Source organism: Chitinophaga filiformis (genome assembly GCF_900102545.1).
In the GTDB taxonomy this organism is placed as follows: Bacteria; Bacteroidota; Bacteroidia; order Chitinophagales; family Chitinophagaceae; genus Chitinophaga; species Chitinophaga filiformis.
The window spans coordinates 1,150,060-1,176,816 of sequence record NZ_FNBN01000001.1; the positions used below are offsets into that span (position 1 = coordinate 1,150,060).

The 26,757-nt window shown below is 45.3% G+C and carries 25 protein-coding genes; 15 read left to right on the plus strand and 10 right to left on the minus strand.

Annotation, left to right across the window (positions count from 1 at the left end; translation table 11 throughout):
- Positions 1-222: 222 nt before the first annotated feature.
- The 3 genes from BLR32_RS04690 to BLR32_RS04700 all read right to left on the minus strand — a co-directional run bounded on the left by BLR32_RS04690 (position 223) and on the right by BLR32_RS04700 (position 3,161).
- On the minus strand, positions 223-1,398 hold the full coding sequence (locus BLR32_RS04690; protein ID WP_089829066.1) for an aldose epimerase family protein: 1,176 nt from the start codon (positions 1,396-1,398) through the stop codon (positions 223-225).
- Positions 1,399-1,537: 139 nt separating this feature from the next.
- On the minus strand, positions 1,538-2,512 hold the full coding sequence (locus BLR32_RS04695) for a deoxyhypusine synthase family protein (protein WP_089829067.1): 975 nt from the start codon (positions 2,510-2,512) through the stop codon (positions 1,538-1,540).
- Between the two features lie 124 nt (positions 2,513-2,636).
- Positions 2,637-3,161, minus strand: a complete 525-nt coding sequence (locus tag BLR32_RS04700) for a hypothetical protein (RefSeq protein ID WP_089829068.1) — start codon at positions 3,159-3,161, stop codon at positions 2,637-2,639.
- A gap of 508 nt (positions 3,162-3,669) precedes the next feature.
- Between BLR32_RS04700 and BLR32_RS04705 the strand changes: the two genes are divergently transcribed.
- The 6 genes from BLR32_RS04705 to BLR32_RS04730 all read left to right on the plus strand — a co-directional run bounded on the left by BLR32_RS04705 (position 3,670) and on the right by BLR32_RS04730 (position 8,995).
- Complete coding sequence (locus BLR32_RS04705; protein ID WP_089829069.1) at positions 3,670-4,251, plus strand: acyl carrier protein phosphodiesterase; 582 nt, start codon at positions 3,670-3,672, stop codon at positions 4,249-4,251.
- Positions 4,252-4,299: 48 nt separating this feature from the next.
- Entirely contained in the window at positions 4,300-4,917 is a 618-nt protein-coding gene (locus BLR32_RS04710) for a DUF2911 domain-containing protein (protein WP_176842166.1), read from the plus strand.
- A gap of 562 nt (positions 4,918-5,479) precedes the next feature.
- Positions 5,480-6,619, plus strand: coding sequence for a cystathionine gamma-synthase (locus tag BLR32_RS04715; protein ID WP_089829070.1), 1,140 nt, complete (start codon positions 5,480-5,482; stop codon positions 6,617-6,619).
- Between the two features lie 257 nt (positions 6,620-6,876).
- Entirely contained in the window at positions 6,877-7,650 is a 774-nt protein-coding gene (locus BLR32_RS04720) for a TIGR02757 family protein (protein ID WP_089829071.1), read from the plus strand.
- Between the two features lie 13 nt (positions 7,651-7,663).
- On the plus strand, positions 7,664-8,623 hold the full coding sequence (locus BLR32_RS04725; RefSeq protein WP_143011363.1) for a DUF6263 family protein: 960 nt from the start codon (positions 7,664-7,666) through the stop codon (positions 8,621-8,623).
- 45 nt (positions 8,624-8,668) lie between these two features.
- A complete protein-coding gene (locus BLR32_RS04730; protein ID WP_089829073.1) occupies positions 8,669-8,995 on the plus strand; it encodes a hypothetical protein in 327 nt (108 codons plus the stop codon).
- 6 nt (positions 8,996-9,001) lie between these two features.
- Here the strand turns inward: BLR32_RS04730 and BLR32_RS04735 are convergent, their stop codons facing one another.
- Positions 9,002-9,667, minus strand: a complete 666-nt coding sequence (locus BLR32_RS04735) for a sterol desaturase family protein (protein ID WP_089829074.1) — start codon at positions 9,665-9,667, stop codon at positions 9,002-9,004.
- Positions 9,668-10,100: 433 nt separating this feature from the next.
- On the opposite strand from BLR32_RS04735, the gene BLR32_RS04740 reads away from it, so the two are divergent.
- Together BLR32_RS04740 and BLR32_RS04745 are read left to right on the plus strand one after the other, a co-directional pair.
- Positions 10,101-11,108: a fumarylacetoacetate hydrolase family protein gene (locus tag BLR32_RS04740; RefSeq protein WP_089829942.1), complete on the plus strand. Its 1,008-nt coding sequence runs from the start codon at positions 10,101-10,103 to the stop codon at positions 11,106-11,108.
- A 9-nt stretch (positions 11,109-11,117) separates the two neighbouring features.
- Positions 11,118-12,002, plus strand: coding sequence for a flavin reductase family protein (locus tag BLR32_RS04745; RefSeq protein ID WP_089829075.1), 885 nt, complete (start codon positions 11,118-11,120; stop codon positions 12,000-12,002).
- Between the two features lie 67 nt (positions 12,003-12,069).
- Here the strand turns inward: BLR32_RS04745 and BLR32_RS04750 are convergent, their stop codons facing one another.
- Positions 12,070-12,804 (minus strand): DUF4197 domain-containing protein, encoded by a 735-nt coding sequence (locus tag BLR32_RS04750; protein WP_089829076.1) that lies wholly within the window; start codon positions 12,802-12,804, stop codon positions 12,070-12,072.
- A gap of 119 nt (positions 12,805-12,923) precedes the next feature.
- Positions 12,924-13,757 (minus strand): universal stress protein, encoded by an 834-nt coding sequence (locus tag BLR32_RS04755; RefSeq protein WP_176842167.1) that lies wholly within the window; start codon positions 13,755-13,757, stop codon positions 12,924-12,926.
- 135 nt (positions 13,758-13,892) lie between these two features.
- Here BLR32_RS04755 and lysS point away from each other — a divergent pair, with 135 nt between their 5' ends.
- From lysS to BLR32_RS04770, 3 genes are all read left to right on the plus strand, one after another.
- Entirely contained in the window at positions 13,893-15,407 is a 1,515-nt protein-coding gene (gene lysS, locus BLR32_RS04760) for a lysine--tRNA ligase (protein ID WP_089829078.1), read from the plus strand.
- Between the two features lie 442 nt (positions 15,408-15,849).
- On the plus strand, positions 15,850-16,200 hold the full coding sequence (locus BLR32_RS04765; RefSeq protein WP_089829079.1) for a DoxX family protein: 351 nt from the start codon (positions 15,850-15,852) through the stop codon (positions 16,198-16,200).
- Between the two features lie 96 nt (positions 16,201-16,296).
- The gene (locus BLR32_RS04770; RefSeq protein WP_089829080.1) at positions 16,297-18,429 is read left to right on the plus strand and encodes a S9 family peptidase; all 2,133 of its coding nucleotides are present in this window, start codon (positions 16,297-16,299) and stop codon (positions 18,427-18,429) included.
- Positions 18,430-20,067: 1,638 nt separating this feature from the next.
- On the opposite strand, the gene BLR32_RS04775 is transcribed toward BLR32_RS04770, so the two are convergent.
- The 3 genes from BLR32_RS04775 to BLR32_RS04785 all read right to left on the minus strand — a co-directional run bounded on the left by BLR32_RS04775 (position 20,068) and on the right by BLR32_RS04785 (position 22,054).
- The gene (locus tag BLR32_RS04775; protein WP_089829081.1) at positions 20,068-20,406 is read right to left on the minus strand and encodes a tRNA-binding protein; all 339 of its coding nucleotides are present in this window, start codon (positions 20,404-20,406) and stop codon (positions 20,068-20,070) included.
- 365 nt (positions 20,407-20,771) lie between these two features.
- A complete protein-coding gene (gene lptC / locus BLR32_RS04780; protein WP_089829082.1) occupies positions 20,772-21,326 on the minus strand; it encodes an LPS export ABC transporter periplasmic protein LptC in 555 nt (184 codons plus the stop codon).
- A 92-nt stretch (positions 21,327-21,418) separates the two neighbouring features.
- Positions 21,419-22,054, minus strand: a complete 636-nt coding sequence (locus tag BLR32_RS04785; RefSeq protein WP_089829083.1) for an LON peptidase substrate-binding domain-containing protein — start codon at positions 22,052-22,054, stop codon at positions 21,419-21,421.
- Positions 22,055-22,181: 127 nt separating this feature from the next.
- Here BLR32_RS04785 and BLR32_RS04790 point away from each other — a divergent pair, with 127 nt between their 5' ends.
- Positions 22,182-23,234, plus strand: a complete 1,053-nt coding sequence (locus tag BLR32_RS04790; RefSeq protein ID WP_176842168.1) for a glycosyltransferase family 4 protein — start codon at positions 22,182-22,184, stop codon at positions 23,232-23,234.
- A gap of 19 nt (positions 23,235-23,253) precedes the next feature.
- Entirely contained in the window at positions 23,254-24,297 is a 1,044-nt protein-coding gene (locus tag BLR32_RS04795; protein ID WP_176842169.1) for a glycosyltransferase family 4 protein, read from the plus strand.
- Positions 24,298-24,348: 51 nt separating this feature from the next.
- Here the strand turns inward: BLR32_RS04795 and BLR32_RS04800 are convergent, their stop codons facing one another.
- On the minus strand, positions 24,349-25,221 hold the full coding sequence (locus BLR32_RS04800; RefSeq protein ID WP_089829086.1) for a glycosyltransferase family protein: 873 nt from the start codon (positions 25,219-25,221) through the stop codon (positions 24,349-24,351).
- Positions 25,222-25,281: 60 nt separating this feature from the next.
- Between BLR32_RS04800 and meaB the strand changes: the two genes are divergently transcribed.
- Both meaB and BLR32_RS04810 read left to right on the plus strand, forming a co-directional pair.
- On the plus strand, positions 25,282-26,181 hold the full coding sequence (gene meaB, locus BLR32_RS04805; RefSeq protein WP_089829087.1) for a methylmalonyl Co-A mutase-associated GTPase MeaB: 900 nt from the start codon (positions 25,282-25,284) through the stop codon (positions 26,179-26,181).
- Between the two features lie 252 nt (positions 26,182-26,433).
- Positions 26,434-26,754, plus strand: a complete 321-nt coding sequence (locus BLR32_RS04810) for a DMT family transporter (protein WP_089829088.1) — start codon at positions 26,434-26,436, stop codon at positions 26,752-26,754.
- Positions 26,755-26,757: the final 3 nt, after the last annotated feature.

A 26,757-nucleotide genomic window follows, 5' to 3' on the forward strand; every position in this document is an offset into this window, starting at 1 on the left:
ATAATGCTATAGTAAGGAGCCTATAGGTAGGAGATCCCACTATAGTTGCACTATAGTCCTACCGAATATGTACCGGGATCAAACTTCTATATAATTGGGTACAGATACCGCTTTAACAATGTTTGTACGGCATCAATACCCGTATTGATACTGTTAAAAGCACAAAAAAAAGCCATAGCACCCGCAGGTACTATGGCTCCGAATTATCTTCACAATTCCTCCTTACTTCACACCAAACTTGTATACACAGGTAGAGGTATAAGTCTCACCTGGCTTCAGCACTACTGAAGGGAAAGACGGCTGGTTAGGGGAATCAGGGAAATGCTGTGTTTCCAGGCAGAAAGCACCACGGTGAACGTATGTCTTGCCTTCCTTACCCTTATCGGTACCATCCAGGAAGTTACCACCATAGAACTGTACGCCAGGCTCGGTTGTCCATACTTCCAGGAAACGGCCGCTCTGTGGTTCCTGTACGGTAGCCGCCAGAGACAGTTCCTTGCCTTTTTTGTTCAGTACATAGTTGTGGTCATAGCCCTTACCGAATTTCAGCTGCTCGAAATCAGCATCCACTCTTTCTCCGATTTTGGTAGGAGTGGTAAAGTCCATCGGCGTACCTTTTACCGGCTCCAGTTTACCTTTAGGGATCAGGGTACTGTCAACAGGGGTATATTTATCTGCATTGATATACATGATATGATCATTGATATCACCGTTGCCGGCGCCATGCAGGTTAAAGAAAGAGTGATTGGTCAGGTTTACTACGGTAGCTTTATCAGTAGTAGCGGAATAATCGATCTTCACTTCGTTGCTGTCTGTCACTTCGTAGGTGAGGGTGATATCCAGGTTGCCAGGGTATCCTTCTTCACCATCTTTTGACAGGTAGTGCAGTTTCAGGGTATGATCATTAGGCTGCTCTGCATCCCATACCACGTCATTGAAGCCTTTTTTACCGCCATGCAGGTGGTTTACACCATTGTTTGTAACCAGGGTGTATTCTTTGCCATCCACTTTGAATTTGCCTTTGGCAATACGGTTACCGTAACGTCCAACGATACCGCCATAATACCTTTCCTTGGTGTTCACATACTGGTCGATATTGTCATATCCCAGTTCCACATCAGCCAGTTGTCCCTGCTTATCAGGAGCCAGCAGGCTAACGATCTTGGCGCCATAGTTTGTGATAGCTACCTGGAGATTGCCTTTTTTCAGGTGGTACAGTTTTACCTGTTTGCCATCAACCATTTTGTCAAATGCAGCATCTGATATCTGTCCTGCGGAAACAGTGTCTTGATTCGTACTCATACTATCTGTTGTATTATTGTTGGTTTTTGTACCAGACTGGCAGGCGCTTATGCTTACCGCGGCCGCCACCGTTAGAAGTGGAATAATGTTTTTCATATTTGGAAGTTATAAGGGTACAATATACGCTTTCTATATTAAAACTGATAGCATTATGCCAATGTAAAAACGCTGATCACCACAAAAAAATGTAGCGATCAGCGTTCAATTATAGTATTTTATCTGTTGACGGATACTCTTACCAACCCAGCAGGTAAGCAAATATCAATGGCGCTACGATAGTAGCATCAGATTCAACGATAAATTTCGGCGTGTTAATATCCAGTTTACCCCAGGTGATCTTCTCGTTAGGCACAGCACCGGAATAAGAACCATAAGAAGTTGTAGAGTCAGAGATCTGGCAGAAGTAGCTCCAGAAAGGAACATCATGCCATTCCAGATCCTGGTACATCATTGGCACCACGCAGATAGGGAAGTCGCCCGCGATACCACCACCGATCTGGAAGAAACCTACGCCCTTACCAGCGGAATTGTTACGGTACCACTCAGTCAGCCATACCATGTATTCGATACCGCTCTTCATGGTAGAAGCCTGCAGTTCACCCTTGATCACATAAGAAGCGAAGATGTTACCCATGGTACTGTCTTCCCATCCTGGCACAACGATCGGAATATTACGTTCTGCAGCAGCGATCATCCAGCTGTTTTTCGGATCGATCTCATAGTGTTCTTTCATCACACCGCTCAGCAGCAGCTTGTACATGTATTCGTGTGGGAAATAGCGTTCGCCCTTTGCTTCCGCGTCTTTCCAGATCTTAACAATATGTTCCTGTATACGGCGGAAAGCTTCCTCTTCAGGGATACAGGTATCTGTCACCCTGTTGAAACCACCCTGTAACAGATCCCATTCTTCCTGTGGGCTCAGGTCACGGTAATGAGGTACCCTTTTGTAGTGTGTGTGGGCTACGAGGTTCATTATATCCTCTTCCAGGTTAGCCCCGGTACAGGAGATAATGTCTACTTTTCCCTGGCGGATCATTTCCGCGAAAGAAATGCCCAACTCGGCGGTACTCATGGCACCAGCAAGGGATACCAGCATTTTACCGCCCTCCAGCAAATGTGTTTCATATCCCTTGGCAGCATCTACCAGTGCGGCCGCATTGAAGTGGCGGTAGTGGTGCTGGATAAATTGAGAAACAGGTCCTTTATTCATGTCCGTTTATAAGTTTAAAATCCATTAGAGAACGGCAAAGGTAAGGAAATAAAAAAATAGCCCATAATAGCGGCTGCTACTATGGACTATGCTGACTATGGACTTTCAACTGATGAACTGATGTCTAAACTTTTTTCATGTTCTGGTAAACACTCAGGTCGCCGTTCGGGCCAGCCTTGATCACTTTCCAGGTCTTTTCACCTTCCAGTGTAACATAATAAACGGTAGATCCTTCACTGTCAAATTCCACTACCCAGCGAACTACATCCTTAGGGTAACGTTTTGCCAGTTTGTTGGATACAGCCAGTGGCAGATACTGCTCGTCAATGTAACGGCGGGTAGCCAGCAGGTTACCTTCTCCGTCAAAGTAAGCAGTTACACTGCGTGCGTTCAGGTTAAATTTAGCCATAAACGTCTTGTTGTCTTCGCTGTACCACTTTACATCGGAAGCACCGGCAAACTCTTTATTAAGGGCTTGTTTCAGCTTGGAAGTTGCTTCCATTTCTTTAGTACCAGCGAAGGCAAATTGTGTGGAGAAGAAAAGTACTGCAGCAAATAAGAGCAGCATTCTTCTGAAACGGTTACCAGGTAACCGGGTTGCATCCGCAGATGCAGTTGTGAGGTTAGTTGAATTGATGCTAGGTTTCATGGCGGAAACTTTTATTGGTTTGTTTTGTGATGTAAATGTACATGTTAGATGAGGTGCGGGTCAAATGCTTTGTTATAAGTGGATACGCTAGATTACTTGGCTAAAACCACCTATACTGCCTGCATGCTTATCTTACCTTATCTTCCCATATACTTCCTTTGCCATGCACATGTTGCGCTGAACGCCCGATTGTTGCAACGGTCTCCGTTAAGCTTTTGTTAAACTGGACAGAAATTCCAGGATCATTGACGAATGGAATTATTGCAGTTCTCTATTGTCCCTTTACCAATGGTTAACGATTTTTATTCACTGTTTAACTTCGGGTGTTATCAACATGACGACACAAATGTCAGCACATTTTTCATTTCGGGCAATCACCATAAATGGTATAAAAACTAACCTAAAGCGGTGATTTAACAAGTCTTAACACGCACGTAACATTGAAGCTGTATAGGATGCACTCGTTTGCAAAATGCAGTAGCTCCAAAAGTTATTCTATCTTCAGTGTATGAATTACCTGGCCCACGCATATCTCTCTTTTCATGATCAGTCGCTGATAGTAGGCAATATGATTGCTGATTATGTAAAAGGTAAGCAATGGCAGGAATATGATCCGGCTATACAGCAAGGTATACAGTTACACAGGGCTATTGATACCTTTACAGATACACATTCTGTTACATTGGCCGCCAGGGAATACTTTCAGCCCTCATGTGGCAGGTATAGTGCTGTATTCATTGACATTGTATACGATCATTTCCTGGCTACAGATCCTACCATTTTTACAGATACGACCCTGACTGCTTTTTCGAAAGAAGTATATACTGCTTTAGCCGGTCATCATGATATACTGCCGCCTGTATTCCAGCAGGTGTTCCACCATATGCGGCAACATAACTGGTTGTATGGTTACAGGTTTATGGACGGTATTTATAAGAGCTTTAATGGTATCGTTCACAGGGCCAAATATCTCGATGTTACGGCAGACGCTCCTTATGCAGTACTACATGAACATTATGATACACTGGCTGCACATTACCGTACATTCTTTCCCGAATTGGTCGCCTTCGTTAAAACTTACACACATTAAATCGTAGGTTTGCACCATTATTCTTAACATTTGAATTGATAGCCAACAATGAAAAATCCAGTACGAGTAATGCTGCTTATCGCCATAGCAGGCTTCACCGGCCTTTCGGGCTATGCGCAGGAAAAAAAGATGCCCCCTTTGGATGCCAGCCCTATGGACATGGCCTATTATCCTGTAATGTATCCTTACGTAGTGAAAGTAAAAGGTGAACCCGGATCACTTGTAGCACGTGTTATTTACAGCCGTCCACAGAAAAAAGGCAGAAAGATCTTTGGTGAACTGGAATCTTATGGCGAGATCTATCGCCTCGGCGCCAATGAAGCCACAGAAATAGAGTTCTTCCGTCCCGTTGTAATCGGTGGCAAAGCCATTCCTAAAGGCCGTTATACACTCTATGCCCTGCTTTCCGAACAGAAATGGACCATGATCGTTAACCGTGAAACAGATATCTGGGGCGCATTTAAATACGATCAGCGTAAAGATGTGGTAAGAACAGATGTACCGGTTAATAAACTAACCACACCTGTAGAACCTTTTACAATCGTTTTCGAAAAGGCAGACTATGGCGCTAATCTAGTAGTAGCCTGGGATACCACGAGTGTAAGCCTTCCCATTAAATGGTCAGAAAAAGCATCTGCTGCTGTAAAGACTGATAAAAAGAAATAAGTACCTGTTTAAATCATCAGTAATGCACCACAGCGCATCATGTGAATAAGAGACCGTTTAACCCGACTGCAACAGTAGATAGTTTACACAACAACATAGCGCAAAAGATTAAAAGCGAAAAGGGAATAGCAAGCTATTCCCTTTTCGCTTTTAATTAAGTAAGAAAAAAGGCGGTAAGATTACCGCCCACGAATTTTAACCATATCCTATGAAAAACCTTTTCAAATGTAGGGCGAATTACTGCGCGGAAACTACGGTTTCGGCTGAGTGAACAAATTTTGTTCGTGAATGTTGCATTTTCTTCGGTAAAGGAACTTTTGAAAGCGATTTCGGACAAAAACCACGCCTGTAGGCCGTATTTATACTTCAGCCTGGTGCTGCGTAGAACTACTTATTTGCCTTTTTTATTATCTGATGAGCTATCTTATTGGATGTCTTTAAGATAGCATTCACAGCGTATGCAATAACGTCCGACTTTCACCCTCTATTCGCCGCAATGCCGGAATTAGTACCTTTGGAACTTTCAGATTAACAGATCATCTCACAACAAAATATTTCAGGCATGAAGCTGGGAACTAAACTCATACACGCAGGCGTTAGCCCGGATCCGTCAACCGGGGCAATAATGACCCCAATCTTTCAGACATCCACCTATGTACAAAGCGCCCCCGGCCAGCATAAAGGCTATGAGTACGCCCGTACACAAAATCCTACCCGCGATGCATTACAGGATGCCCTTGCCGCTATTGAGAATGGTAAATACGGTATCTCCTTCGGTAGTGGCCTTGCCGCAACCGACGCTGTGTTGAAATTGCTCAACCCCGGCGATGAAGTGATTGCCTCCAACGACCTTTATGGTGGCACTTACCGCATTTTCACCAAAATATTCGAACGGTATGGTATTAAATTCCACTTTATCGGTATGCAGGACGCAGAGAATATACGCAGGTATATCAACGCCAACACAAAACTGATCTGGATAGAAACACCTACCAATCCATTGCTGAACATTATTGATATTGCTGCCAGTGCCCGAATAGCACAGGAACATAATGTCCTGCTCTGCGTGGATAATACCTTTGCATCTCCTTACCTGCAAAATCCCCTGGACCTTGGCGCACATATTGTTGTACACAGTGCAACTAAATACCTGGGTGGTCATAGCGATGTAGTACATGGAGCTATCATCGTAAAAGATGAAGCACTGGCAAAACAGCTTTATTTCATACAGAACAGCTGCGGCGCAGTACCTGGTCCGCAGGATTGTTTCCTGGTATTACGAGGACTGAAGACCCTGCACGTACGTATGCAGCGGCATTGCGAGAATGGCGCTGCCATTGCTAACTTCCTCCGTCAGCACCCCAAAGTGGATAAAGTGTACTGGTGCGGTTTTGAAGATCATCCTAACCACCACATTGCCAAACAGCAAATGAGAGGTTTCGGTGGCATGATCTCCTTCACCCTCAGAGACGATAGCCAGGAGGCTGCCATGAAGGTATTAAGCGGCACCCATCTGTTCTCACTGGCAGAATCACTGGGTGGTGTAGAATCGCTGATAGGGCACCCCGCAAGTATGACGCATGCTTCTATACCAAGGGAAGACCGTATAGCCAATGGTCTGGTGGATTCCCTCATCCGCCTCAGTGTAGGTATCGAAGATGCCGAAGACCTTATTGCCGACCTTCAGAAAGCCATCGGGTAATCTTATTTATATACTTTCCGGGAAGTTCCACGGGGAGGGTTTGAGGAGGTATCTCACATATATCCTCAAACCCTTCGCAATCCGGGTTGCAGATCCGGGGCATTTAGCTCCGAATACTCATAAATACTCACTATCAGTCATCTATAGTAGATAATCCGTTATCTATATAAATTCCTGTAGTGTGAACATCTTTCCTTATTTTTCGGACCGCCGGTGTATCGCACCCGGAGCCATAGTACTAAAACCTAGCAACCATTATGAAATTCCAGCAACTGAAGACCTTTCTAGACGCAAAAGCGGCACATTATAATACCCCGGAATTTATCCAAGGCGATCCTATATGTATCCCGCACAGGTTTACAAAACTTCAGGACATTGAAATTTCAGGTTTGTTTGCTGCTATACTGGCCTGGGGTAACCGTACCACCATCATCAATAAGTGTACAGAGCTGATGAAGCTAATGGACGACGCTCCTTATGACTTCATCCTCAACCACAAACCAAAGGAGCGGATGAAACTACTCCGGTTCTGCCACAGAACTTTCAACGGGGTAGACCTGATGTATTTTGCAGAATTCCTCCAGGGCTATTATACAGACGTTACTTCGCTTGAATTCGCTTTCAGCGGGCATATCACATCTGAAGATGAAACCATAGAAAACGCCCTTCGTGGCTTTCATCACATGTTTTTCCTGCCGGAACACCCGGAACGGACCCGGAAACATATCTCTACTCCCGCGAGAAATTCCGCCTGTAAGAGATTGAATATGTACCTTCGCTGGATGGTCAGGAACGACGAAAATGGCGTGGATTTTGGACTATGGCAGCATATTCAGCCATCTCAGCTGGTATGCCCAATGGACGTACATGTCGGAAGAGTGGCCACCAGGCTGGGATTGATCCCTGCTGCAAAGTCAGATTGGAAAACAGCGCTTGCCCTTACCAGGCAACTCCGGCAACTGGACCCGCTGGACCCTGCCAAATATGATTTTGCCCTTTTCGGCCTGGGTGTAATTGAAAAGTATGTATAAAAAATATAGCGTAATGATGAAGCGATTTTTGGTGTCAATGGTGATGGGAGCAGTATTGGCTCTGCCTGTGAAAGCCCAGACCGATGAAAAAAGAGATTATATAGACCTTGGCTACAGCTTTCAGAAGGGACAAAAGTTTGAACTGAAACAGGAGAGCCGCAGTGAAACTTATACTACCGTTGATGATGTGATGCAACGCGTAACCCGCGACTTCAACAATACTATCAGCATTGATATTGATGACGTTAATCCAGGTCATGCCTACCTGACCTTCCGCTATAAAGAGCTCAAGTTCAATTTTAACGCACGTAACCAGAACATTCTGGTTGACGCCAATGTACCGAATGATAAAGAACCTTTCCAGGCTGCCCTGAAAAGCATACTGGACCATCCTTTCACGGTAGACATATCCTCTACCGGTTTCATTAACAAGATCACCGGGCTGGATGAGCTGCTGGATAAAGCATCCGCTACTTTCACCAACCTGAAGGATGACGAGCAGGACGCCTATAAGAAACTCATGAAAGACCAGTTCGGAACCAATGCCTTCCGCTCCTGGCTGGAGCAACTCCTGGTCATCTACCCGGTACGCAGTATCAAAACAGGTACCCGCTGGGAAGAGAATGTACCCATCCGCACAGGCCTGGTAGGTAGTATTGACCTCTACTGGAACCTGCAGACCTGGGATGCCCAGACAGCTAAGATCAATGGTACCGGTAAAGTGTCTACCAACAAAGTGGAAACCTTTACCATTGAAGATGGTATACAGGCTACCGCAGAGATCAGCGGAGATATCATGACAAATTACCTGATAGACCGTAATACCGGCTTACCCAGCATCTGTGCACAGAATACGGAGATGAACGGTACTTACACCTACAAGGCCAATAAAGCCAAACGGATCAAGAAAGATATCAAGGTGCCGGTGAAGATAGTGACCAACGCCTCCTACAAGATCAAACAAATGAAATAACATACAAAAGGTCCCGTCTGAGACGGGACCTTTTTACTTTTGTGTATGATACAATTATTGCCGGAAACTACCTTACAATTATCAGCAGATGCTGCCTTGCAAACAGCTCCGGGTATTACATATGACCAACTGGAAGCATTACTGGCGGAAAAACTGGAATTCCTGATCAGCACAGACTTTCAGCAATTTGTACTGCTGCTCTATAAAGTAGATGTCTCAGAATTGAAGGTCCGCAGCATACTTGAGTCAGACCTTACTCCCGGCGTGTATAGAAAGATAGCCGCATTGCTGATAGAAAGACAACAGGAAAAGATTATTGCCCGTAAAACTTATAGTCAACCTCCACCTGATGATGGTGAAGAAAAATGGTAAACAGGACTATTGCTTGTTGAACATCAGTTCCCTCACTTTCGCCTTGTCTTCTTTCTCCTTTTCCAGGTCAAAACTTGTTCCGAAGATATAATCCCATATGCTGGAACTTACGCCGAATCCTTTCTCTTCACCTTTGTAATGGTGCAGATGGTGATTACGCCATAAAGGTTTCAGGAATCTGGCAGGAGGGTTCCATGCATGAATAGCATAGTGCATACTTCCATAAATCAGGTAACCCAGTATAAAGCCGGGGAAAAACATGAAAGTATATTCTCTCAGGAAAAGATATTGTGAACCGAAAATGAGGGAAGCCAGGATCAGGCTGGGCACAGGGGGCATGAATAATCTTTGCTTGTCACGGGGGTATTCATGATGGTTGCCATGCATTACATAGATGATCCTTCTTACTCTGGGATTCTCACTGCTGAAATGGAACAGATAGCGGTGCATGATATATTCAAACAATGTCCAGCAGAACATGGCCCCCAAAAAAACTGTTACGATGTGGGCAATACTAAAACCTAATGTGGTATTGCTGTAGTATAACATGTAACTGATAATAGGCACATACATGGCCCATATCACAAGGGGATGTGTTTTGGTGAGCATCTCTAAATACCTGCTTTCAAATAGTCGCGCCTGTCCCTTGTTCTTAATCTTATCAAACTTCATAACTCCTTTATTTAATGCAAATAAGTGCTTAAACGAATGATACGTTGTTTCTTAATCTATTATTCTTAGCCGAAAAAGCATCCCGCTAATATTATGCCGATCTTAAGTGTTGCGGGGATATGTTAATATAAAGTTTACTTCCTATGCAGGGGTGGGGTCATAGACCGTTTGCTGTGTAATGATACCCTTATTTATTGAATTACAGGAGCAGTATATCCCCGCTTCAGATAATTCACTGTGTAACATCAACAGGATCAACTCACATACCATATTAAATTATCTATGGCCACCTATTTATACAGACGACATTTATAGTCATTACCCTCATACCCCTACTGACTTTTTTACAGCCAGCCCAACTCAGAAGGCATTTACTTACAGCGATGTCATTTTACCTATATTTACAGATCATACAACCAGAACCAACTGCATTATGAAACTTGTTACTTACCTCCGTGATGAGGTTGACCAGCTGGCCATCCTCGTAGGCGATCAACTGTATAACACCCAGGACCTGGATCCTCAATTGCCCGGCAACATGCAGCATTTCCTGCTCATGTGGGAAGAAGTGATAGGCATCGCCCGTGAAGCGGAAGCACAACTAAAGGCGGGTAAAACTGTCGGTAACGCCACTCCGATACCCTACCAGTCGGTAGATATACTGGCCCCGGTACCATTTCCTACCTCCTGCCGTGATGGTTACGCATTCCGTCAACACGTAGCGGCTGCACGCCGTAACCGCCGCATTGAGATGATCCCTGAATTTGATCAGTATCCCATCTTCTATTTTACCAATCATAATGCCATACAGGGGCCCGGTGACATCTACTGCATGCCTGACCATTTCGATAAACTGGACTTCGAACTGGAAGCGGCCGTTGTGATCTGTAAACCCGGCCGTAACATACCGGCTGCTGAGGCAGACAATTACATTGCAGGCTTCATGATCATGAATGACATGAGCGCACGTACGCTACAGATGGAGGAAATGAAACTCAATCTTGGTCCTGCCAAAGGAAAGGATTTCAGTACCGTGATAGGTCCTATGCTGGTTACGCCCGATGAACTGGAACACCTACTCATTCCAGCAAGGCCAGGCCATACCGGCAAGAACTATAACCTGAAAATGACCTGCCGTGTCAATGGGGTACAGGTAAGTGAAGGTAACATGGGCGACATGGACTGGACCTTCGCCGAGATCATCGAACGTTGCGCATACGGCGCCAATATCCTGCCAGGCGATGTGATAGGCAGCGGCACCGTAGGCACCGGCTGCTTCCTGGAACTGAATGGCACCGGTAAACTCAATGATCCCAATTACCAGGAACAATGGTTGAAGCCCGGCGACGTAGTGGAAATGACGATAGATGGATTAGGTACATTGACCAACACCATTGTGGAAGAAGATTCTACTTTTTCTATTCTGCAATTGAAAAAATAAATACGCTACATGCAGATCATTCCAGGGCAGATCAAAACAGCACAACTGCATAACTATTTACAGGGCGCTATCGCTCCCAGACCTATTTGTTTTGCCAGCACGGTCGATAAGGACGGACGCCCGAACCTGTCTCCCTTCAGCTTCTTTAACCTGTTCGGCAGTAACCCTGCCACACTTATATTTTCACCCTCACGCAGGGTACGTGATAATACCACCAAACATACCCTGGAGAACGTACTGGAAACCATGGAAGTGGTGATCAACGTAGTCAACTATGCGATGGTACAGCAAGCCTCCCTTTCCAGCTGCGAATATCCTAAAGGCGTGAACGAATTCGAGAAGGCAGGATTCACCCCACAGCCTTCCGAAAAAGTGAAACCTTTCCGTGTAAAGGAAAGTCCGGTACAGTTTGAGTGTATTGTCAGGGAAGTGCTGCCACAGGGTACAGAAGGAGGGGCCGGTAATCTTATCATCTGTGAACCGGTACTGATCCACATCAATGATGCTATCTTAAATGAAAATGGCGCTATCGATCCTCATAAGATAGACCTGGTAGCCAGGATGGGAGGGGATTATTACTGCAGGGCATCCGGCGCAGCCGTATTCGAAGTAGCTAAACCGCTAACAGAACTGGGCATAGGCATCGATGCATTGCCACCCGCTATCAGGCAAAGCAATATCCTGACAGGCAATAACCTGGGACAACTGGCCAATGTACTGCAACAACCTACCGTAGATCCGGCTTTTGATGACGATCATCTGAAGAATATCATCCAGTATTACAGTATCACACCCGACGAGATGGAGAAAGAACTGCATCGTCATGCACAACGCCTGCTGGAACAGGGCCGCGTACAGGATGCCTGGCAGGTATTACTGGCTGGAACTATATAAAGATCATTCCATAAAAAACGCCTCGTATCGCAAGACACGAGGCGTTTTTTATGGAATAACTGAGTAATTATTTGCTGAACACTTTCTTTAACAGGTCAGTCGTTCTTGCAGCAGGATTAGCACGGATATTCGCTTCTTCCTTGGCAATCTGGTCAAACAGTGCATTCACCGCCATACCAGTTACATAGTCCTGCAGATCAGGATTTACCTTATTGAAAGTAGTAGGCAGTTTATTGTAAGTAGTTACAATATCACCATAGTATTTGGTAGCGCTGGTGCTGTCAAGATTGCTTTTCACTACAGGAGAGAAAGCAGCTTTCAGCTTGTCAGTGGTCTTGCCTTTAAAGTATTCAGTCGCAGCGTTATTACCGCCGGAAACCAGTTTCAGTGCATCGGTAATGCTCATTTCCTTGATCGCATCTACAAAGATAGGAGCAGCATATCCTACTGCTGATTCAGCAGCACGGTTAATAGACAGGATCGCCTTATCTACCTGGCTACCCAGCCCTACAGAACGAAGGGTATTACCAATCTTCACGGCATCAGGAGGTAATAAGAGCTTATATATTTCACTTCCGAAAAAGCCATCTTTTTTGTTCAGGGAAGCAATACCGTTAGCCACACCCTTTGCCAGGGCTTCTTTAATAGCATTACCTGCTTCTGACTGGGTAACATTACTGGATCCGGTTGTTTTAGATACAGCAGAATTAGCAGCATCTCCCAGCTTTTTCAGCAACTGGGCCTGAGACGCCGGCAATAAGGCCACACTGGATAATAACAATAGACATAGTTTCTTGTACATAGATTGATGTTGTGGTTTGATATGCAAAATAGTAACAATATTTAAGATCCGTAGATATAAAGTTAGAGCAAAAAGATCCCCCGAAGTTTAATCTAAAGTACAAGTGGTAATATGGCTGGTTATTCGTGAATAGCCAGCAGCGGAATATGCGTATGGAATGCCAGCTGAGCGGTACGGCTCCGCTTAAAGATCCCTTCAAACAATCCGTGCTTACGGGGAATGGTCAGGATCAGATCTGCATTTTCCTTATCCGCAAATTCCATAATACCATGTACCACATTGCTGTCGTCTACAAAATGGTACTTCGGATGGTAGCCTTCCAGCAAGCTATCCAGCAGCAGACTGGCCTGAGGCGTTTCCTTACCCAGTCCCTTTCCCTCCTTGTCAATATTCAGCACATGCAGCTCCGCATTGAAGACGTCCAGCAGGCGTTTCAGCGGATAAACAGGGGTATGGGTGCCTACTTTCCTGAAGTCGCAGGCAAAAACGATCTTCCTGACTGGCTTAAAAGTGGCCATAGAAGGCACAATCAATACCGGACAGGTAGTATGTTTCACCACATCTATTGTATTGGAGCCAATCAGGATCTCCTCCAGCTGGCTGCCGCCGGTAGTGCCCATAACGATCAGGTCTGCATTTTCCTCCTTACTGAGGCTATCAATGTTAGCCGCCAGGAGGGTATTGTCAGCCCGGTAGTCCAGCACCGTTCCTTCCGGCAAGTCGGCGAGGAGATCCTGTTTCATATGTTCCAGGCCTTCCAGGCTGCTGGTTTTTAGTTCATTGGGATCTACCATCGGAATGGAGGTAGGAATATCCGGAATAGGCACTATCAGTTCATACGCATGATAGAGCACAATCCGGGTAGTGCCCATCTGCTGCGCCAGCCCCATAGTATAACGGGCGGCATTGTAAGCAGTGGCGGAAAAGTCTGTAGGTACAATAATGGTTTTCATCCTTTGTTGTTTTAGAAGCTGATGAATCCCGATAGGGGTCTTATCAGTAATGAAAATTTGGTGCCAATTCCATGTTTCGTTCATTTCCCCCTTAAATCGATTATTTTTGCACTCCATTATTGTAATCAGTACTACATGACACCATTATCTGAGCAAGAGATCATACGCAGGGAGAAACTGCAGGAACTGGAGAAACTGGGCATCAACCCTTATCCGGCGGAAGAATATCCGGTAAATAATACGGCTGCCAATATCAAGGCCCTGTATACGGAGGAAACCAAGGACCAGTTCCAGGACGTATGTCTGGCTGGCCGTATCATGAGTGTACGCGATATGGGAAAGGCCGCCTTCGTGGTGATCCAGGACCATACTACACGTATTCAGTTGTATATCCGTCGTGACGATATCAGCAACGGTGACGACAAAACCATGTTCGATACCGTTTTCAAAAAGCTGCTCGACCTGGGAGATATCATAGGTGTGAAAGGTTTCGCCTTTATTACTAAAACCGGGGAATTATCTATACATGCAACCAAACTGGACGTGCTGGCAAAATCCATCCGTCCATTACCCGTGGTACGTGAAAAAGAAGGAGAGACTTTCGATGCAGTTACTGATCCAGAGTTCAAATACCGTCAGCGTTATGTAGACCTGATCGTAAATCCACAGGTAAAGGATGTGTTCATCAAACGCACCCTCATCCTGAAAACGATCCGCGACTTCTATAATGAAATGGGCTACCTGGAGGTGGAAACGCCTATCCTGCAGCCTATTCCCGGTGGTGCAGCGGCCCGTCCGTTCACTACCCACCACAATGCGCTGGACATCCCGCTGTACCTGCGTATTGCCAATGAACTGTATCTCAAACGCCTCATCGTAGGCGGTTTTGAAGGGGTATATGAATTTGCGAAAGACTTCCGTAACGAGGGTATGGACCGTACCCACAACCCGGAATTCACCGTAATGGAAATGTACGCCGCCTATAAAGACTATGAGTGGATGATGCGTACCACTGAAACCCTGCTGGAAAAGATCGCTATCGCCCTCCACGGCACTACAGAAGTACAGGTAGGCGAGAGAACGATCAACTTTAAAGCGCCTTTCCGCAGGATCAGCATGTACGACGCCATCCTCGAACATACCGGTATCGACGTTTCCAACATGGACGAAGAACAGCTGCGCGCAACCTGTGGCCAGCTGGGCATCCATGTGAAACCGAGCATGGGTAAGGGCAAACTGATAGATGAGATCTTCGGTGAGAAATGTGAGGCTTCTTATGTACAGCCTACCTTCATCATCGATTATCCGGTGGAAATGAGTCCGCTGACCAAGAAACACCGCAGCAAACCAGGACTGGTAGAGCGCTTTGAACTCATGGTGAACGGTAAGGAACTGGCTAATGCCTATAGTGAGCTGAATGACCCGATCGACCAGCGTGCACGCTTTGAAGAGCAGGTACAACTGATGGAACGTGGTGATGATGAAGCTATGTACATCGACTACGATTTCCTCCGTGCGCTGGAATATGGTATGCCGCCAACCTCCGGTATCGGTATCGGTATTGACCGCCTTACCATGATCATGACGAATCAGCCTTCCATCCAGGACGTGCTGTTCTTCCCGCAGATGAAACCGGAGAAGACCGCGTAGTATTTCTTTTTCCCTTCGGGGAAGATTTGAGCCGGAATATAGCGCTCGTAATAATATTTGAACGGGTGTATCATCATTGTGATACACCCGTTTTGTTTTACCCCGGGTTGCACCCGGGGCTACAAACACGCGGCACCTACGGAGCCGATTGCCGCGAATGATTCCATTATGCGTTTCTGGGCTTGCACCATTTCGTTCCCCCGGGGTTGCACCGCGCTACAAACACACGGCACCTAAGGAGCCGATTGCCGCGATTGATTCCGTTATGCGTTTCTGGGCTTGCACCATTTCGTTCCCCGGGGGTTGCACCGCGCTACAAACACACGGCACCTACGGAGCCGATTGGTGCGAATGGCTCTGTTATATAAATAATCATCGCCATCGAATTCGATGACAATCCCCCAACCATTTCCCACTACATTTGTTAAAAATCCAAAACCGTATGAAAACTATCGTTCCCACCAGAGTCGCGATCATCATCTACGCTGTTGTTATGGGTCTTTTTGGTATCACCCATTTGGTACACGCCAAAATCATGGCAGCCATTGTGCCCATTCCTGGTGGCATTATCTGGGTTTACATTACCGGCCTGGGGCTAATCCTGGCAGCGATCGCTTTCATTATTAATAAGTCGGTAAGACTCGCGGGATACCTGCTGGCGCTCTTCCTCCTCATTGTCATTATACTGGTGCATATTCCCCATGCCACTGAAGACCTGCCATCGCTCACGATGCTCCTGAAAGACGTTGCCCTGATGGCTGCGGCCATTATTATAGCGAATACCGGAAAATAGGTCCATTGCTCCGCCCATCGCAATTTAAGACTGATCATTCCTTTATTTAATTATTTTAGCTCTTTTACAAGGAAACTTTACAACAAGAGCTAAAACATGCATACAACACGTTACGGGTCAGCCTGTTTCATAGCACTGAGTGTTCTCAGTCTCAGCCTGCAGGCACAGGACAAAAAAGACCTGTCATTCCGCCAGATCTTCAGAGGAGAAACGACCGGCCTTTATCAACCACTACCATCTATCAGAGGATGGGCTGACGACACACATTACATCGAATACCGCACTACAGGCGGCGCCTCCAAAGCATGGAAAGTGGATGCTGCGACCGGCAAGGCAGAACCTTATGCCACACCGCCGGAAGGAGCTACCGTACAGGTACGTGATCACGACATCATCTACACTTCAACAGAGGGTACCGAAACAAAACTCACCAGCGATACCGCCCAGGAAAGGAACCCTACGCTTTCTCCTGATGGTAAGTATGTCGCCTTTACCCGCGCCAATGACCTCTACAGTATTGAGATCGCCACCAAAAAGGAGATCCGCTATACCACAGACGGCTCTGACGTAGTTTACAACGGTTGGGCATCCTGGGTATATTATGAGGAAATCCTCGGCCGCGCCTCCAGATACCGTGCTTTCTGGTGGAGTCCCGACAGCCGCTACCTGGCTTACATGCATTTCGATGATTCTAAAGTACCTGTCTTCCCTATCTACAGCGAAAAAGGACAGCACGGCTACCTGGAAAACACCCGCTACCCTGAAGCCGGCGACACCAACCCTGCCGTGAAAATAGGTACCGTACTGGTAACCGGTGGTAAGACCTTATGGGCCGACTTCAACGAAAAAGATGACCAATACTTCGGCGCTCCCTTCTTCACTCCGGAAGGACGCTTATGGGTACAATGGATGAACCGCGGACAGGACAATCTGAAGATCTATGAGATCAATCCTGAAAACGGCCAGAAAAAGGAAATCTATGACGAAAAGCAGTCCACGTGGATCGACTGGTATGACAACATTCCCTTCCTCACAGGCAACAAAGGTTTCATCCTGAGAAGCGATAAAACCGGCTGGGCACATCTTTACTGGCACAACATGGATGGCTCACTGAACAAACAGCTGACCTCCGGCAACTGGACAGTAAAAGACATTACCGCCATCGATAATAAACAAGGCATCATCTACTTCACTGCCCGCAAAGAGGCATCTCCCCGTACAGACCTCTACCAGGTCAGCATGAAAACAGGCGCTATCACCCGCCTCACCTTCGGCGACTACTTCCATGCGGTAGATGTAAGTCCTAACGGCAGCTACTTCGTGACCACCTACTCCAATCTATCCACTCCGCCCAAAATGGCGTTGCTGAACAATAAAGGCAAAGTGATCAGAGAACTTGGCGATGCCAAAGGTAGCCAGTTCAGCCAATACAATCTCGCTGGCACCACCCTGCAATACTACAAGACCCGCGACGGTCTGGAACTTCCGATGACCATCACCATGCCATTACATATGCAGCCAGGTAAGAAGTATCCCATCCTGATCAGCATTTATGGCGGTCCTGATGCGGGCACCGTATACGACAACTGGAAGATGCCGCTCAGCACCCAATGGTGGGCGCAGGAAGGCGTTATCCAGGTTGCTATCGATAACCGCAGTTCCGGTCAGCTGGGTAAAATGGGGATGAACTACATTCACCGTCAGTTGGGCAAGCATGAAATTGAGGACTATATGGATGCCGCAAAATGGTTGAGGGCGCAGCCCTGGACTGACACCACCAAGGTCTGCATGACGGGTGGCAGTTTTGGCGGTTACATGACCTGCATGGCATTAACTTATGGCGCCGATGTCTTCACGCACGGTATGGCGAACTTCGCTGTAACTGACTGGCAGTTGTATGACAGCCATTATACTGAGCGCTATATGGATACCCCTCAGGAGAATCCTGAAGGTTATCGTATTACTTCTCCTCTCACATATGCAGACCGCTATAAAGGCCTTCTGCGTATCGTGCATGGTACAATGGATGACAATGTGCATATGCAGAACAGCATTCAGTTTGTTGATAAGCTGGAAAACCTTGGGAAGCATTTCGAGTTTATGGTGTATCCGGGAGAAAGGCATGGCTGGCGTAATAGCGTTAAGAACAGGCATAGCGACAATGAGATGTACCGTTTCATTTATAGCAATCTGCTGGAGCGTCCTTTTCCGAAGGAGTTTGAGCAGTAGTCTTGTTTGATATTTTTTGGGGCCGGTTGGTGTTATACTGACCGGCTTTTCTATTCTTGATTGTTTTTTTGAGGCCGTTTGGTTGCTACTGCCGTTTTCGCGAATTCTTTGCAATTATCGCTTGTTGTTTTGGAACCCGTTTTGTCGCAGCTGCCGCTGCGGCTTCAGAGTGGGCCCCGGCTGAGTTCTTTGAAGCTTCTTGCCTATGGAGCTTAGAGGGTCGTATTCAGCTTTAGAATATATATTAAACCCCTGGCAGATCGTATCAGCCAGCTTCAAACAACTTAGGCCTTGGGGCTCCACCTGAAGCCTTCCGCTATTTTGGGGTTTAAATGGATAGCGGGGCGACAGTTATTCAGCTCGGTACTTTACCCACATAGTATTTAATCTGAACTTGTTTAATCTAAACTTATTTAATCTAACCTCATACTCACAGAAATACCCATTTATACCCAATGGCGGCTGAATATCTGAATACCTGAATATCTGATGACACTGGCGTATCCCCTGAACAGAAAGCACTCCATAACTCCTACTAGCTGTCAGGAAAGGTGCAGGTGGGAATCCCTGGCCTAATGTTGTTTGAAGCCGATGATACGACCTATCAGGGGTTTAATGGATATTCCAAAGCCCAATACGACCTCCCTAAGCTTCATAGGCAAGAAGCTTCAAAGAACTCAGCCAGGGATCCCACCTGCAACCTTTCCGATAACCATACCCCCAACCCCATAAATCCAGACAGGACAATCAGGGAAACCCAATATGGCAATCCACCCAGCCAAGGTAAGCTGAAGTGCTACAGATACCATGAAGAATGCTAAGAACAACAAAAGGCTAAAACCAGATAAAAAGAAGGAAAGAAAGCCCAGGAATAGCTAAAGAGAGTATTCCATCCGTGAACGTAAGGATTTTCCGGTTTAACGTATCAGACAATACAAGCAAAATACCTCTCGTTTCCGGTGAACGTATCAATTTTTCAGGTAAACGTTAAAGGGAAAAAGACGTATTACGAACCGGTCAGTAGTTCGTACATCAAGCGCGATTTCAGAGTTAAAAGAAGGAAAACCGTTGCTGGGAAAGGATCTGAGCTAAAATATGGAAAGTTGTAGAAAAAGAAACGGGGCTGCAAGACTACAGCCCCGAAAAATTTTAACCATATCTTTATTGAAAAACCTGTACCAAAGGTGCGCGTATTTTACATACCCTCAAAGGGCATTCTAGTGAATGCTATATTTTACTTGGGGAACGCATCGAAACAGAAGGTGAACGTATAAGGATAAGTAGGGAAAAAAATACCCATTTTCAGGGATTTTCCGGAGACCATCTTGATAAGTATAATTGAAAGTCAGTTACTGAGGCAAAAGGGGTTAAAAGTACAAACTAGATCTAAAATAGAAGGGCGGTAAGAATACCGCCCTTGTAATAATTTTAACCATATCCTATGAAAAACCTGAGCCAAAGATATAGCAGGCTCCCATGTGTTGACATGCTATTTCCGTGAACGTTATAAAATAGTTCGTAAAACAGCCTGTTTGGATAGGTCAGCAATCATATACTAAATATTATCATATTATATTAATTTTCAATTGTATATTTTCACTATTCAATAGTGAATATACTATCAATAAGTTAGTATTTTTAGCCTATCCTGAGTCCATTAGCCACCGTTTTATCAGGCTGAAGCAGTACAATCTCCTTATCATTACCAACAACTCCCAATACCAGACACTCCGAAAAGAAGTTAGCGATCTGCTTGACTGGGAAGTTTACCACCGCCACTACCTGTTTACCAATCAGCTCTTCACGGTTATATAATTTCGTAATCTGGGCGGAAGATCGTTTTATGCCTAACTCAGGTCCGAAATCAATCGTCAGCTGATAAGCGGGGTTCTTTGCCTTTGGAAAGTCAGCGGCCTCTGTAATCATACCCACCCGGATTTCTATTTTCTCAAAATCTGCCCAGTTAATTGTCTCCATATCAGAAATCTATAAGTGGAAAATAATAAAAAAATAGTAGTATTCCTACTAATACAATAAATTTTTAACCCATATCATACCTATAACCTTCATAATACATGCTCATGATAACTATCATTAAACCAGCACTTAGTAAATAACGCCCATTCGGGCGAGAAATAGGCTCCTTATACTAACCCTTTATCAGATAATCTTTAACGCTTATATCAGGAAAAAACCTGCTATTTGCACATACTTAATGGCATGGTTCTTGCGTTTTTATAGAGACAAAATTTTAGGTTAAAAATAGGTTAAAGCGAAACGGCCCGACATTGCATATGCGATGTCGGGCCGTTCTCGTTGTAGCCGGATAAACCGGTAATATGTTACTGCGTCATGGTGCTATCCTGTATAGTAAACGGACCGCTCGGATGCAGAATAGTATAATCACTGAAATCCTGGTTTGACTCCAATCCGGTACCATACAATGTGTCTGTATATGTGCTGATACGCACCGGCTTGTTGGACAGGAACTTCTGCAGTTTGGAATCCCAGTTCAATTCCTGGCAATCCAATCTTTCCCCCTTTTTATTGATCACCACTACATGATCTCTCAGGAAGATGTTGGCATCATTCTCAAAATACTTTCCATATCTGGCAGTGAGAGTGCTCTCCACTCCCAGACTGTCATTATAAAATAACACTTTAAGCCCTTTACTAAACTCCACATATACAGGAGGTTTCAGGTGCCTGAGCATTAGCGGTGCCGTCAGTTTCGCTTTTACACGTCCTGTCTGGCTGTACATGGATTCTATATCTTTTCCCTCTTCAACGGCTGTTGTACTCTTGTCGAGGTTCATGATGGCATTCATGTCATTTTCACAGGATACCATCGCCAGAAGAGAAAAAACAAACGCTATACGCGCTATAATTCTGTTCATATCAGTGATTAAATAGAGGCCCAACGCGGGCGTTTTTCGGCCCCAAATGTAGACAATCCCCGGCAAACCAGGAACCCGGAGAAGAGAGGGTTTTAAATGTCGCCAGCAGTCAGATTCCTGAAATGTCCGTTCAGTTTCACCCTGTCCTTCAGTCGTTCCATCTCTGCCATTACCGGGATGACTTTCAGCAGGTGACGTTTCAGGTATTCCAGGCGCTGCAGTTCCTGGAAGAGGTGAAGTACCTCGTATTCCTCATGCAGTGACAACCCGGCATGATGGGCAATATCATAAGCGATCAGCTCTTCGTCAGCCTTTTTAAATGTCTTACTGATCTGCAGGATGTGATGCAACTCCCTCAACGCCTGCAATACCTGCATCTGCAGCCGGGTATTACTGTTAAAATGATTTTCAGGGTAGGAAACAATCGCTCCGGTGAACATTTTATCCGGAATGCTTCTGATCACTTCCAATATCCTGAATACCTTGATGCCGCGGGTCACAACATCCATTTCGCCATTATCATAGGTTTTCTCTACGCGCACGATCTCCACCAGCGTACCATACTCCACCATTTTTTTATCGATCACTGCGGGAATACCAAACGGTTTGTTTTCAGCAATACAATCTTTGATAAGCTGTTTATATCTTGGCTCAAAAATATGCAGGTTCAATTGCTCATCCGGGTATACTACAATGCCAAGGGGAAATATTGGAATAAAATTCGTCATATAGCCTAAATTATAGAATTAGTCGTTACCAATGAAATATATAAGGATCTTCTCTATATTTGCCCGATACGCTGAAAAGAACCTGACGGGACTGTAACGCCCTCAGCTTCAAATCTAAATGTTATCCATGCGGCAAATATTGTTTGATTGCGAGAAAATGAGATATGCCAATACCGGACTCTTTGAGTACTGTAAACAGTTCGGTAATGCGCTGCTTCGCAACAAAGCAGAAGATGAGAAAGTAGTGTTTTATGTGCCGGCTAACCGAAAAGGATTTTTTGGTCCGCACGAACAGTATATCATCAACAGGAAACTGCATCGCTGGTTAATGCCCTCTTTTCCACAGTTGAATATATGGCATACATCTTTCCAGTCTTCCCATTTCCGCCCATCCAACAAGAACACCAGGCACGTGCTGACAATACACGATCTCAACGTTATTCACCAGCAAACTATCTCTCCTGAAAAGAGGAACTCCGTATTAAAAAAGATACAACGGAATATAGATCGTGCAGATCATATCGTCACTATCTCCCGGTTCGTTCTCGAAGATGTAAAACAACACCTTGATCTGCGCAACAAACCTGCCAGTGTAATATATAATGGCGGCACGCTGGAAACCTTTCCAGACTTTGATGATCCGGGATACCGGCCTCAACGCCCTTTTATTTTTACCATTGGCAGTATAGATACTAAAAAGAACTTTGCTGTGCTGCCGCCGCTGCTACAGCATAACGACTATGAACTGGTCATTGCCGGTCCTGTTTTTGACGAAGCATATAAAGAGAAAATACTGGCCACTGCCACACAGTACCAGGTAGCTGATCGTGTGAAAGTACTGGGTAGCATCTCCAGCCAGGAAAGATACTGGTACTATCACCACTGTACGGCATTTGCATTTCCATCGCTGGCGGAAGGATTCGGTCTGCCTGTGGTAGATGCCCTGAGTGAAGGGAAGCCCTGCTTTCTCTCGGATAAGACCAGTCTTCCGGAAGTAGGCGGACCTTTGTGCTATTACTTCCATGACTTCTCAGCGACAAACATGCAACAGATCTTTCAGGAAGGCATGCAGCATTTCAACAACACACAGCCTGTTGCCGCCATGAAGGAGCGGGCAGCCTCCATGACTTTCGATCATGCAGCAAAAAATTACTTACAGATCTATCGCAGTCTGTACTAACTTATCCTACTTTTATCATATGCATCATATCGGTTTAGACTTCGAGAAATTAAAATATCCTCATAACGGTCTGTATACCTTCTGTATGCAGCTGGGCCAACGCCTGCTGGAGCTGAAGGCAGACGACGAACAACTGACCTATTATCTTCCTGCAGGGTTCAATAACTTTAAAGGCGACTTTAAAAAGATCCCTTACAAATGGTATCACCGCTACGCCTTTAATCCATCAGAAATGGATATATGGCATGCTGTACACCAGACAGGTAATGTATGGCCACGGAAGAAAGCAAAGAAGACCATCCTCACTATTCATGACCTCAACTTTCTTTTTGAACCCAATAAAAGCAAGGGAGAAAAAAGCAGGTCGCTGGAAGCAATACAACGGCAGGTAGAGGAGACAGATCGTATCGTTGCCATCTCTCAATTCACACTGAACACAATACAGGAATATATTAATGTGCCTAAAAGTAAATGCAGTATCATTTACCAGGGTTCTGAAATAAAAGAGTTTCCCGGCTTTGATGCACCGCAATACAGACCAGCAGTTCCGTTCCTGTTTGCTATCGGTATGGTGTTGCCCAAAAAGAATTTCCATGTATTACCAAAACTGTTGGAGCATAATGATTTTGAATTGCTGATAGCTGGAAAAACACCGGGAGATTATTTTAAGAAAATAGAAGAAGAAGCTGCGAAATACGGTGTAAGCGCCCGTGTTAAATTACTCGGCAGCATTACCGATGAAGAGAAATACTGGTACTATAAAAATTGTAAAGCCTTTATGTTTCCCTCTGTGGCAGAGGGTTTTGGAGCGCCTGTGGTGGAAGCAATGCATTTCGGTAAACCTGTTTTCCTTTCAGACAAAACCAGCTTACCTGAAATAGGAGGAGATGCTGCATATTATTTTAAGCAGTTCGATAAAGAACATATGCAGCAAGTGTTAGAGCAGGGATTGACGCATTATGCAGCTAACAATCCAGCTAACGCCATACAACAACATGCAAGAAAATTCAGTTGGGATACTAACGCGAGAGAGTATATCAAATTATACAGAAGCCTGTATTGATAGTATATTGCCGGGAATCAGGAATAGCAGAAACCATTCCTGATTCCTGGTTTAAATAACTTTATAATTCCTGTAATCGAATAAACGTTTACCCGTTCTCTTCTCTATCCAATATAGAATACTCCCTTTAAAAGAGAATTTCTTCCGGCTGATATCATGGGTGAACTGCCAGTTCTTCTTATTAATCCGCTCTTTCATCACTTCAGGATGCGTGCCTTTAAACGGCGCCAGTGAGTCTACTCCACCATAATCGAATTCCGCAATAGGCACACGATTAGTAACCAGTTCTTCATTCGTGCCATGATATAACTGAAAAGAGTTGTTCAGTTTCTGTGCCTGTATCTGCGGATCTTTTACCCATCCGTAATGATACATGCTTGCGTTCACACGTTTTACATGCAATTTTTGTCCTTCCTTTCTAAAGCCCTGTGCATCACGATAGGAGGAGATACGCTTATCATTACGGATCACCCTTATCTCATGCTGATACCAGGTGCGTGAATCGCCGATATAATCATAACTGCCGAAGAAGTGTGTGTACTTAAACAGCAATCCCTCTACGCGCTTATCATCCAGGTATTCCTGCATAGCGGCACGAATAGCAGGGTAGTCCTGTTCATGCACCACTTCATCTGCCTGTATATAAAACGCCCAATCTGCATCAGGGCTTACATGTGCAAATGCTTTATCTGTCTCTACTGCAAGGATACGGCCTCCTTCTTTCAGGGAATCATCCCATACAGAATGCGTGATCTTAATTTTAGGAGAGCCAATGGATTCAATCAGTTCCAAAGTACCATCATCACAATTACCTACGCTGACAATCACTTCGTCACACAAGGGCAGAATGGAGCTGATAGCTGCAACCACCGGATAATCATACTTTACCGCATTTCGAACAAAAGTGAACCCTGATACTTTCATATGGGAGATATAATGCTTGCGAAGATATATAATCAATAATGAATTACGTAATTTAGATGCATGCACCAGCCCCTCTTATCCGCATTACTGAACAAAGAAGTCAAGGCCCTCGCAAGGAGTATTTCACTTGTTGAAAACGAAGCTGCCGGCTATCAGCAACTGCTGGAAGCACTTCCTGCCAACAGTAATACCAGGGTGATAGGTATTACTGGTCCTCCAGGAGCAGGTAAAAGCACACTCGTGAATGCACTGATCACCTTTCTGCTGGGCCAGGACAAAAGGATTGCCATCATTGCTGTTGATCCATCCTCACCGTTCAACTATGGCGCTTTACTGGGCGACCGCATCCGCATGGGACAACATTTTGACAACCAGCAGGTATATATTCGCTCTATGGCCAGCAGAGGTGCATTAGGAGGCCTTAGTCCCAAAATCATAGAAGTAAGTGATCTGATAAAAGCCGCCGGGTTCGACTACCTGTTTATTGAAACAGTAGGAGTAGGACAGAGCGAAGTAGAAATCGCCGGTATTGCTGATACCACTGTCGTAGTGGTAGTACCTGAAGCAGGAGATGAAATACAAACTATGAAAGCAGGGCTCATGGAAATTGCCGACATCTTCGTGGTCAATAAAGCAGACCGGGACAACGCTGATGAATTTGTGAAGAACCTCAGATTGCTGGCACATAGCCGGCATAAAGAAAACTGGGAGATCCCGGTATTGAAAACTATCGCCACCAGAGAAGAAGGACTCGCTGCATTGGTAAATGCAATCACCAGCCATCAGCAGCAGGTGCAGGGTAGCCGTCAGCATCATGCTTTATTGCTGGCAGAAAAAGCTTACCAGTTATTACAACACCGGCGTATGCAAGATGTTAACCGCCGTGCGCTGCAGCAACAGATACTGCAACAAATGACTACCGGTGCATTCAACCTCTACCGCTTTGTAAATAATTACTAGCCCCCGAAGATTACGTATCTTTATACCCGTGTTAAGGTTTCCCACATATCGTATTTCCATCGCTTATGCCGTATTCCATTATGCGGCTGGTAATGACGAATCCTGGCTATGCAGGTAAGGTTACGTCGTAACATCTCACAATAACATCATCGCAAAATACGTAAACGCATATTCCCATTACGCGGCTGCTGCTGAGGCATCATAGCCGTATGGGGAGATCTGTAATTTTAATATCTTTTAAACGCATTCATCATGGCCTGGATATTCCTGATTATCGGTGGATTATTTGAAATCGGCTTTACCATCTCACTGAAATATTCCGAAAACTTTACAAGGCTCTGGCCTTCTATCGGCTTCTTTGCCTGTATCTCGCTCAGCTTCTTCTTTTTGAACAAAGCAATTAACGGCGGACTGCCTATTGGCACTTCCTATGCTGTGTGGACTGGTATTGGGGCTGCAGGTACTGCTATTGCAGGTATGCTGCTGTTTAAGGAACCGGCTGCATTCTGGCGCCTGTTTTTCCTCTTTATGCTGATTGCTTCTATTATAGGATTAAAAGTGGTGGCGGAATAAACC

Coding starts and splice junctions, on each gene's coding strand:
- BLR32_RS04690 (WP_089829066.1), bottom strand. CDS start 1,398: ATGAAAAACATTATTCCACTTCTAACGGTGGCGGCCGCGGTAAGCATA.
- BLR32_RS04695 (WP_089829067.1), bottom strand. CDS start 2,512: ATGAATAAAGGACCTGTTTCTCAATTTATCCAGCACCACTACCGCCAC.
- BLR32_RS04700 (WP_089829068.1), bottom strand. CDS start 3,161: ATGAAACCTAGCATCAATTCAACTAACCTCACAACTGCATCTGCGGAT.
- BLR32_RS04705 (WP_089829069.1), top strand. CDS start 3,670: ATGAATTACCTGGCCCACGCATATCTCTCTTTTCATGATCAGTCGCTG.
- BLR32_RS04710 (WP_176842166.1), top strand. CDS start 4,300: ATGAAAAATCCAGTACGAGTAATGCTGCTTATCGCCATAGCAGGCTTC.
- BLR32_RS04715 (WP_089829070.1), top strand. CDS start 5,480: ATGAAGCTGGGAACTAAACTCATACACGCAGGCGTTAGCCCGGATCCG.
- BLR32_RS04720 (WP_089829071.1), top strand. CDS start 6,877: ATGAAATTCCAGCAACTGAAGACCTTTCTAGACGCAAAAGCGGCACAT.
- BLR32_RS04725 (WP_143011363.1), top strand. CDS start 7,664: ATGATGAAGCGATTTTTGGTGTCAATGGTGATGGGAGCAGTATTGGCT.
- BLR32_RS04730 (WP_089829073.1), top strand. CDS start 8,669: ATGATACAATTATTGCCGGAAACTACCTTACAATTATCAGCAGATGCT.
- BLR32_RS04735 (WP_089829074.1), bottom strand. CDS start 9,667: ATGAAGTTTGATAAGATTAAGAACAAGGGACAGGCGCGACTATTTGAA.
- BLR32_RS04740 (WP_089829942.1), top strand. CDS start 10,101: ATGAAACTTGTTACTTACCTCCGTGATGAGGTTGACCAGCTGGCCATC.
- BLR32_RS04745 (WP_089829075.1), top strand. CDS start 11,118: ATGCAGATCATTCCAGGGCAGATCAAAACAGCACAACTGCATAACTAT.
- BLR32_RS04750 (WP_089829076.1), bottom strand. CDS start 12,804: ATGTACAAGAAACTATGTCTATTGTTATTATCCAGTGTGGCCTTATTG.
- BLR32_RS04755 (WP_176842167.1), bottom strand. CDS start 13,757: ATGAAAACCATTATTGTACCTACAGACTTTTCCGCCACTGCTTACAAT.
- lysS (WP_089829078.1), top strand. CDS start 13,893: ATGACACCATTATCTGAGCAAGAGATCATACGCAGGGAGAAACTGCAG.
- BLR32_RS04765 (WP_089829079.1), top strand. CDS start 15,850: ATGAAAACTATCGTTCCCACCAGAGTCGCGATCATCATCTACGCTGTT.
- BLR32_RS04770 (WP_089829080.1), top strand. CDS start 16,297: ATGCATACAACACGTTACGGGTCAGCCTGTTTCATAGCACTGAGTGTT.
- BLR32_RS04775 (WP_089829081.1), bottom strand. CDS start 20,406: ATGGAGACAATTAACTGGGCAGATTTTGAGAAAATAGAAATCCGGGTG.
- lptC (WP_089829082.1), bottom strand. CDS start 21,326: ATGAACAGAATTATAGCGCGTATAGCGTTTGTTTTTTCTCTTCTGGCG.
- BLR32_RS04785 (WP_089829083.1), bottom strand. CDS start 22,054: ATGACGAATTTTATTCCAATATTTCCCCTTGGCATTGTAGTATACCCG.
- BLR32_RS04790 (WP_176842168.1), top strand. CDS start 22,182: ATGCGGCAAATATTGTTTGATTGCGAGAAAATGAGATATGCCAATACC.
- BLR32_RS04795 (WP_176842169.1), top strand. CDS start 23,254: ATGCATCATATCGGTTTAGACTTCGAGAAATTAAAATATCCTCATAAC.
- BLR32_RS04800 (WP_089829086.1), bottom strand. CDS start 25,221: ATGAAAGTATCAGGGTTCACTTTTGTTCGAAATGCGGTAAAGTATGAT.
- meaB (WP_089829087.1), top strand. CDS start 25,282: ATGCACCAGCCCCTCTTATCCGCATTACTGAACAAAGAAGTCAAGGCC.
- BLR32_RS04810 (WP_089829088.1), top strand. CDS start 26,434: ATGGCCTGGATATTCCTGATTATCGGTGGATTATTTGAAATCGGCTTT.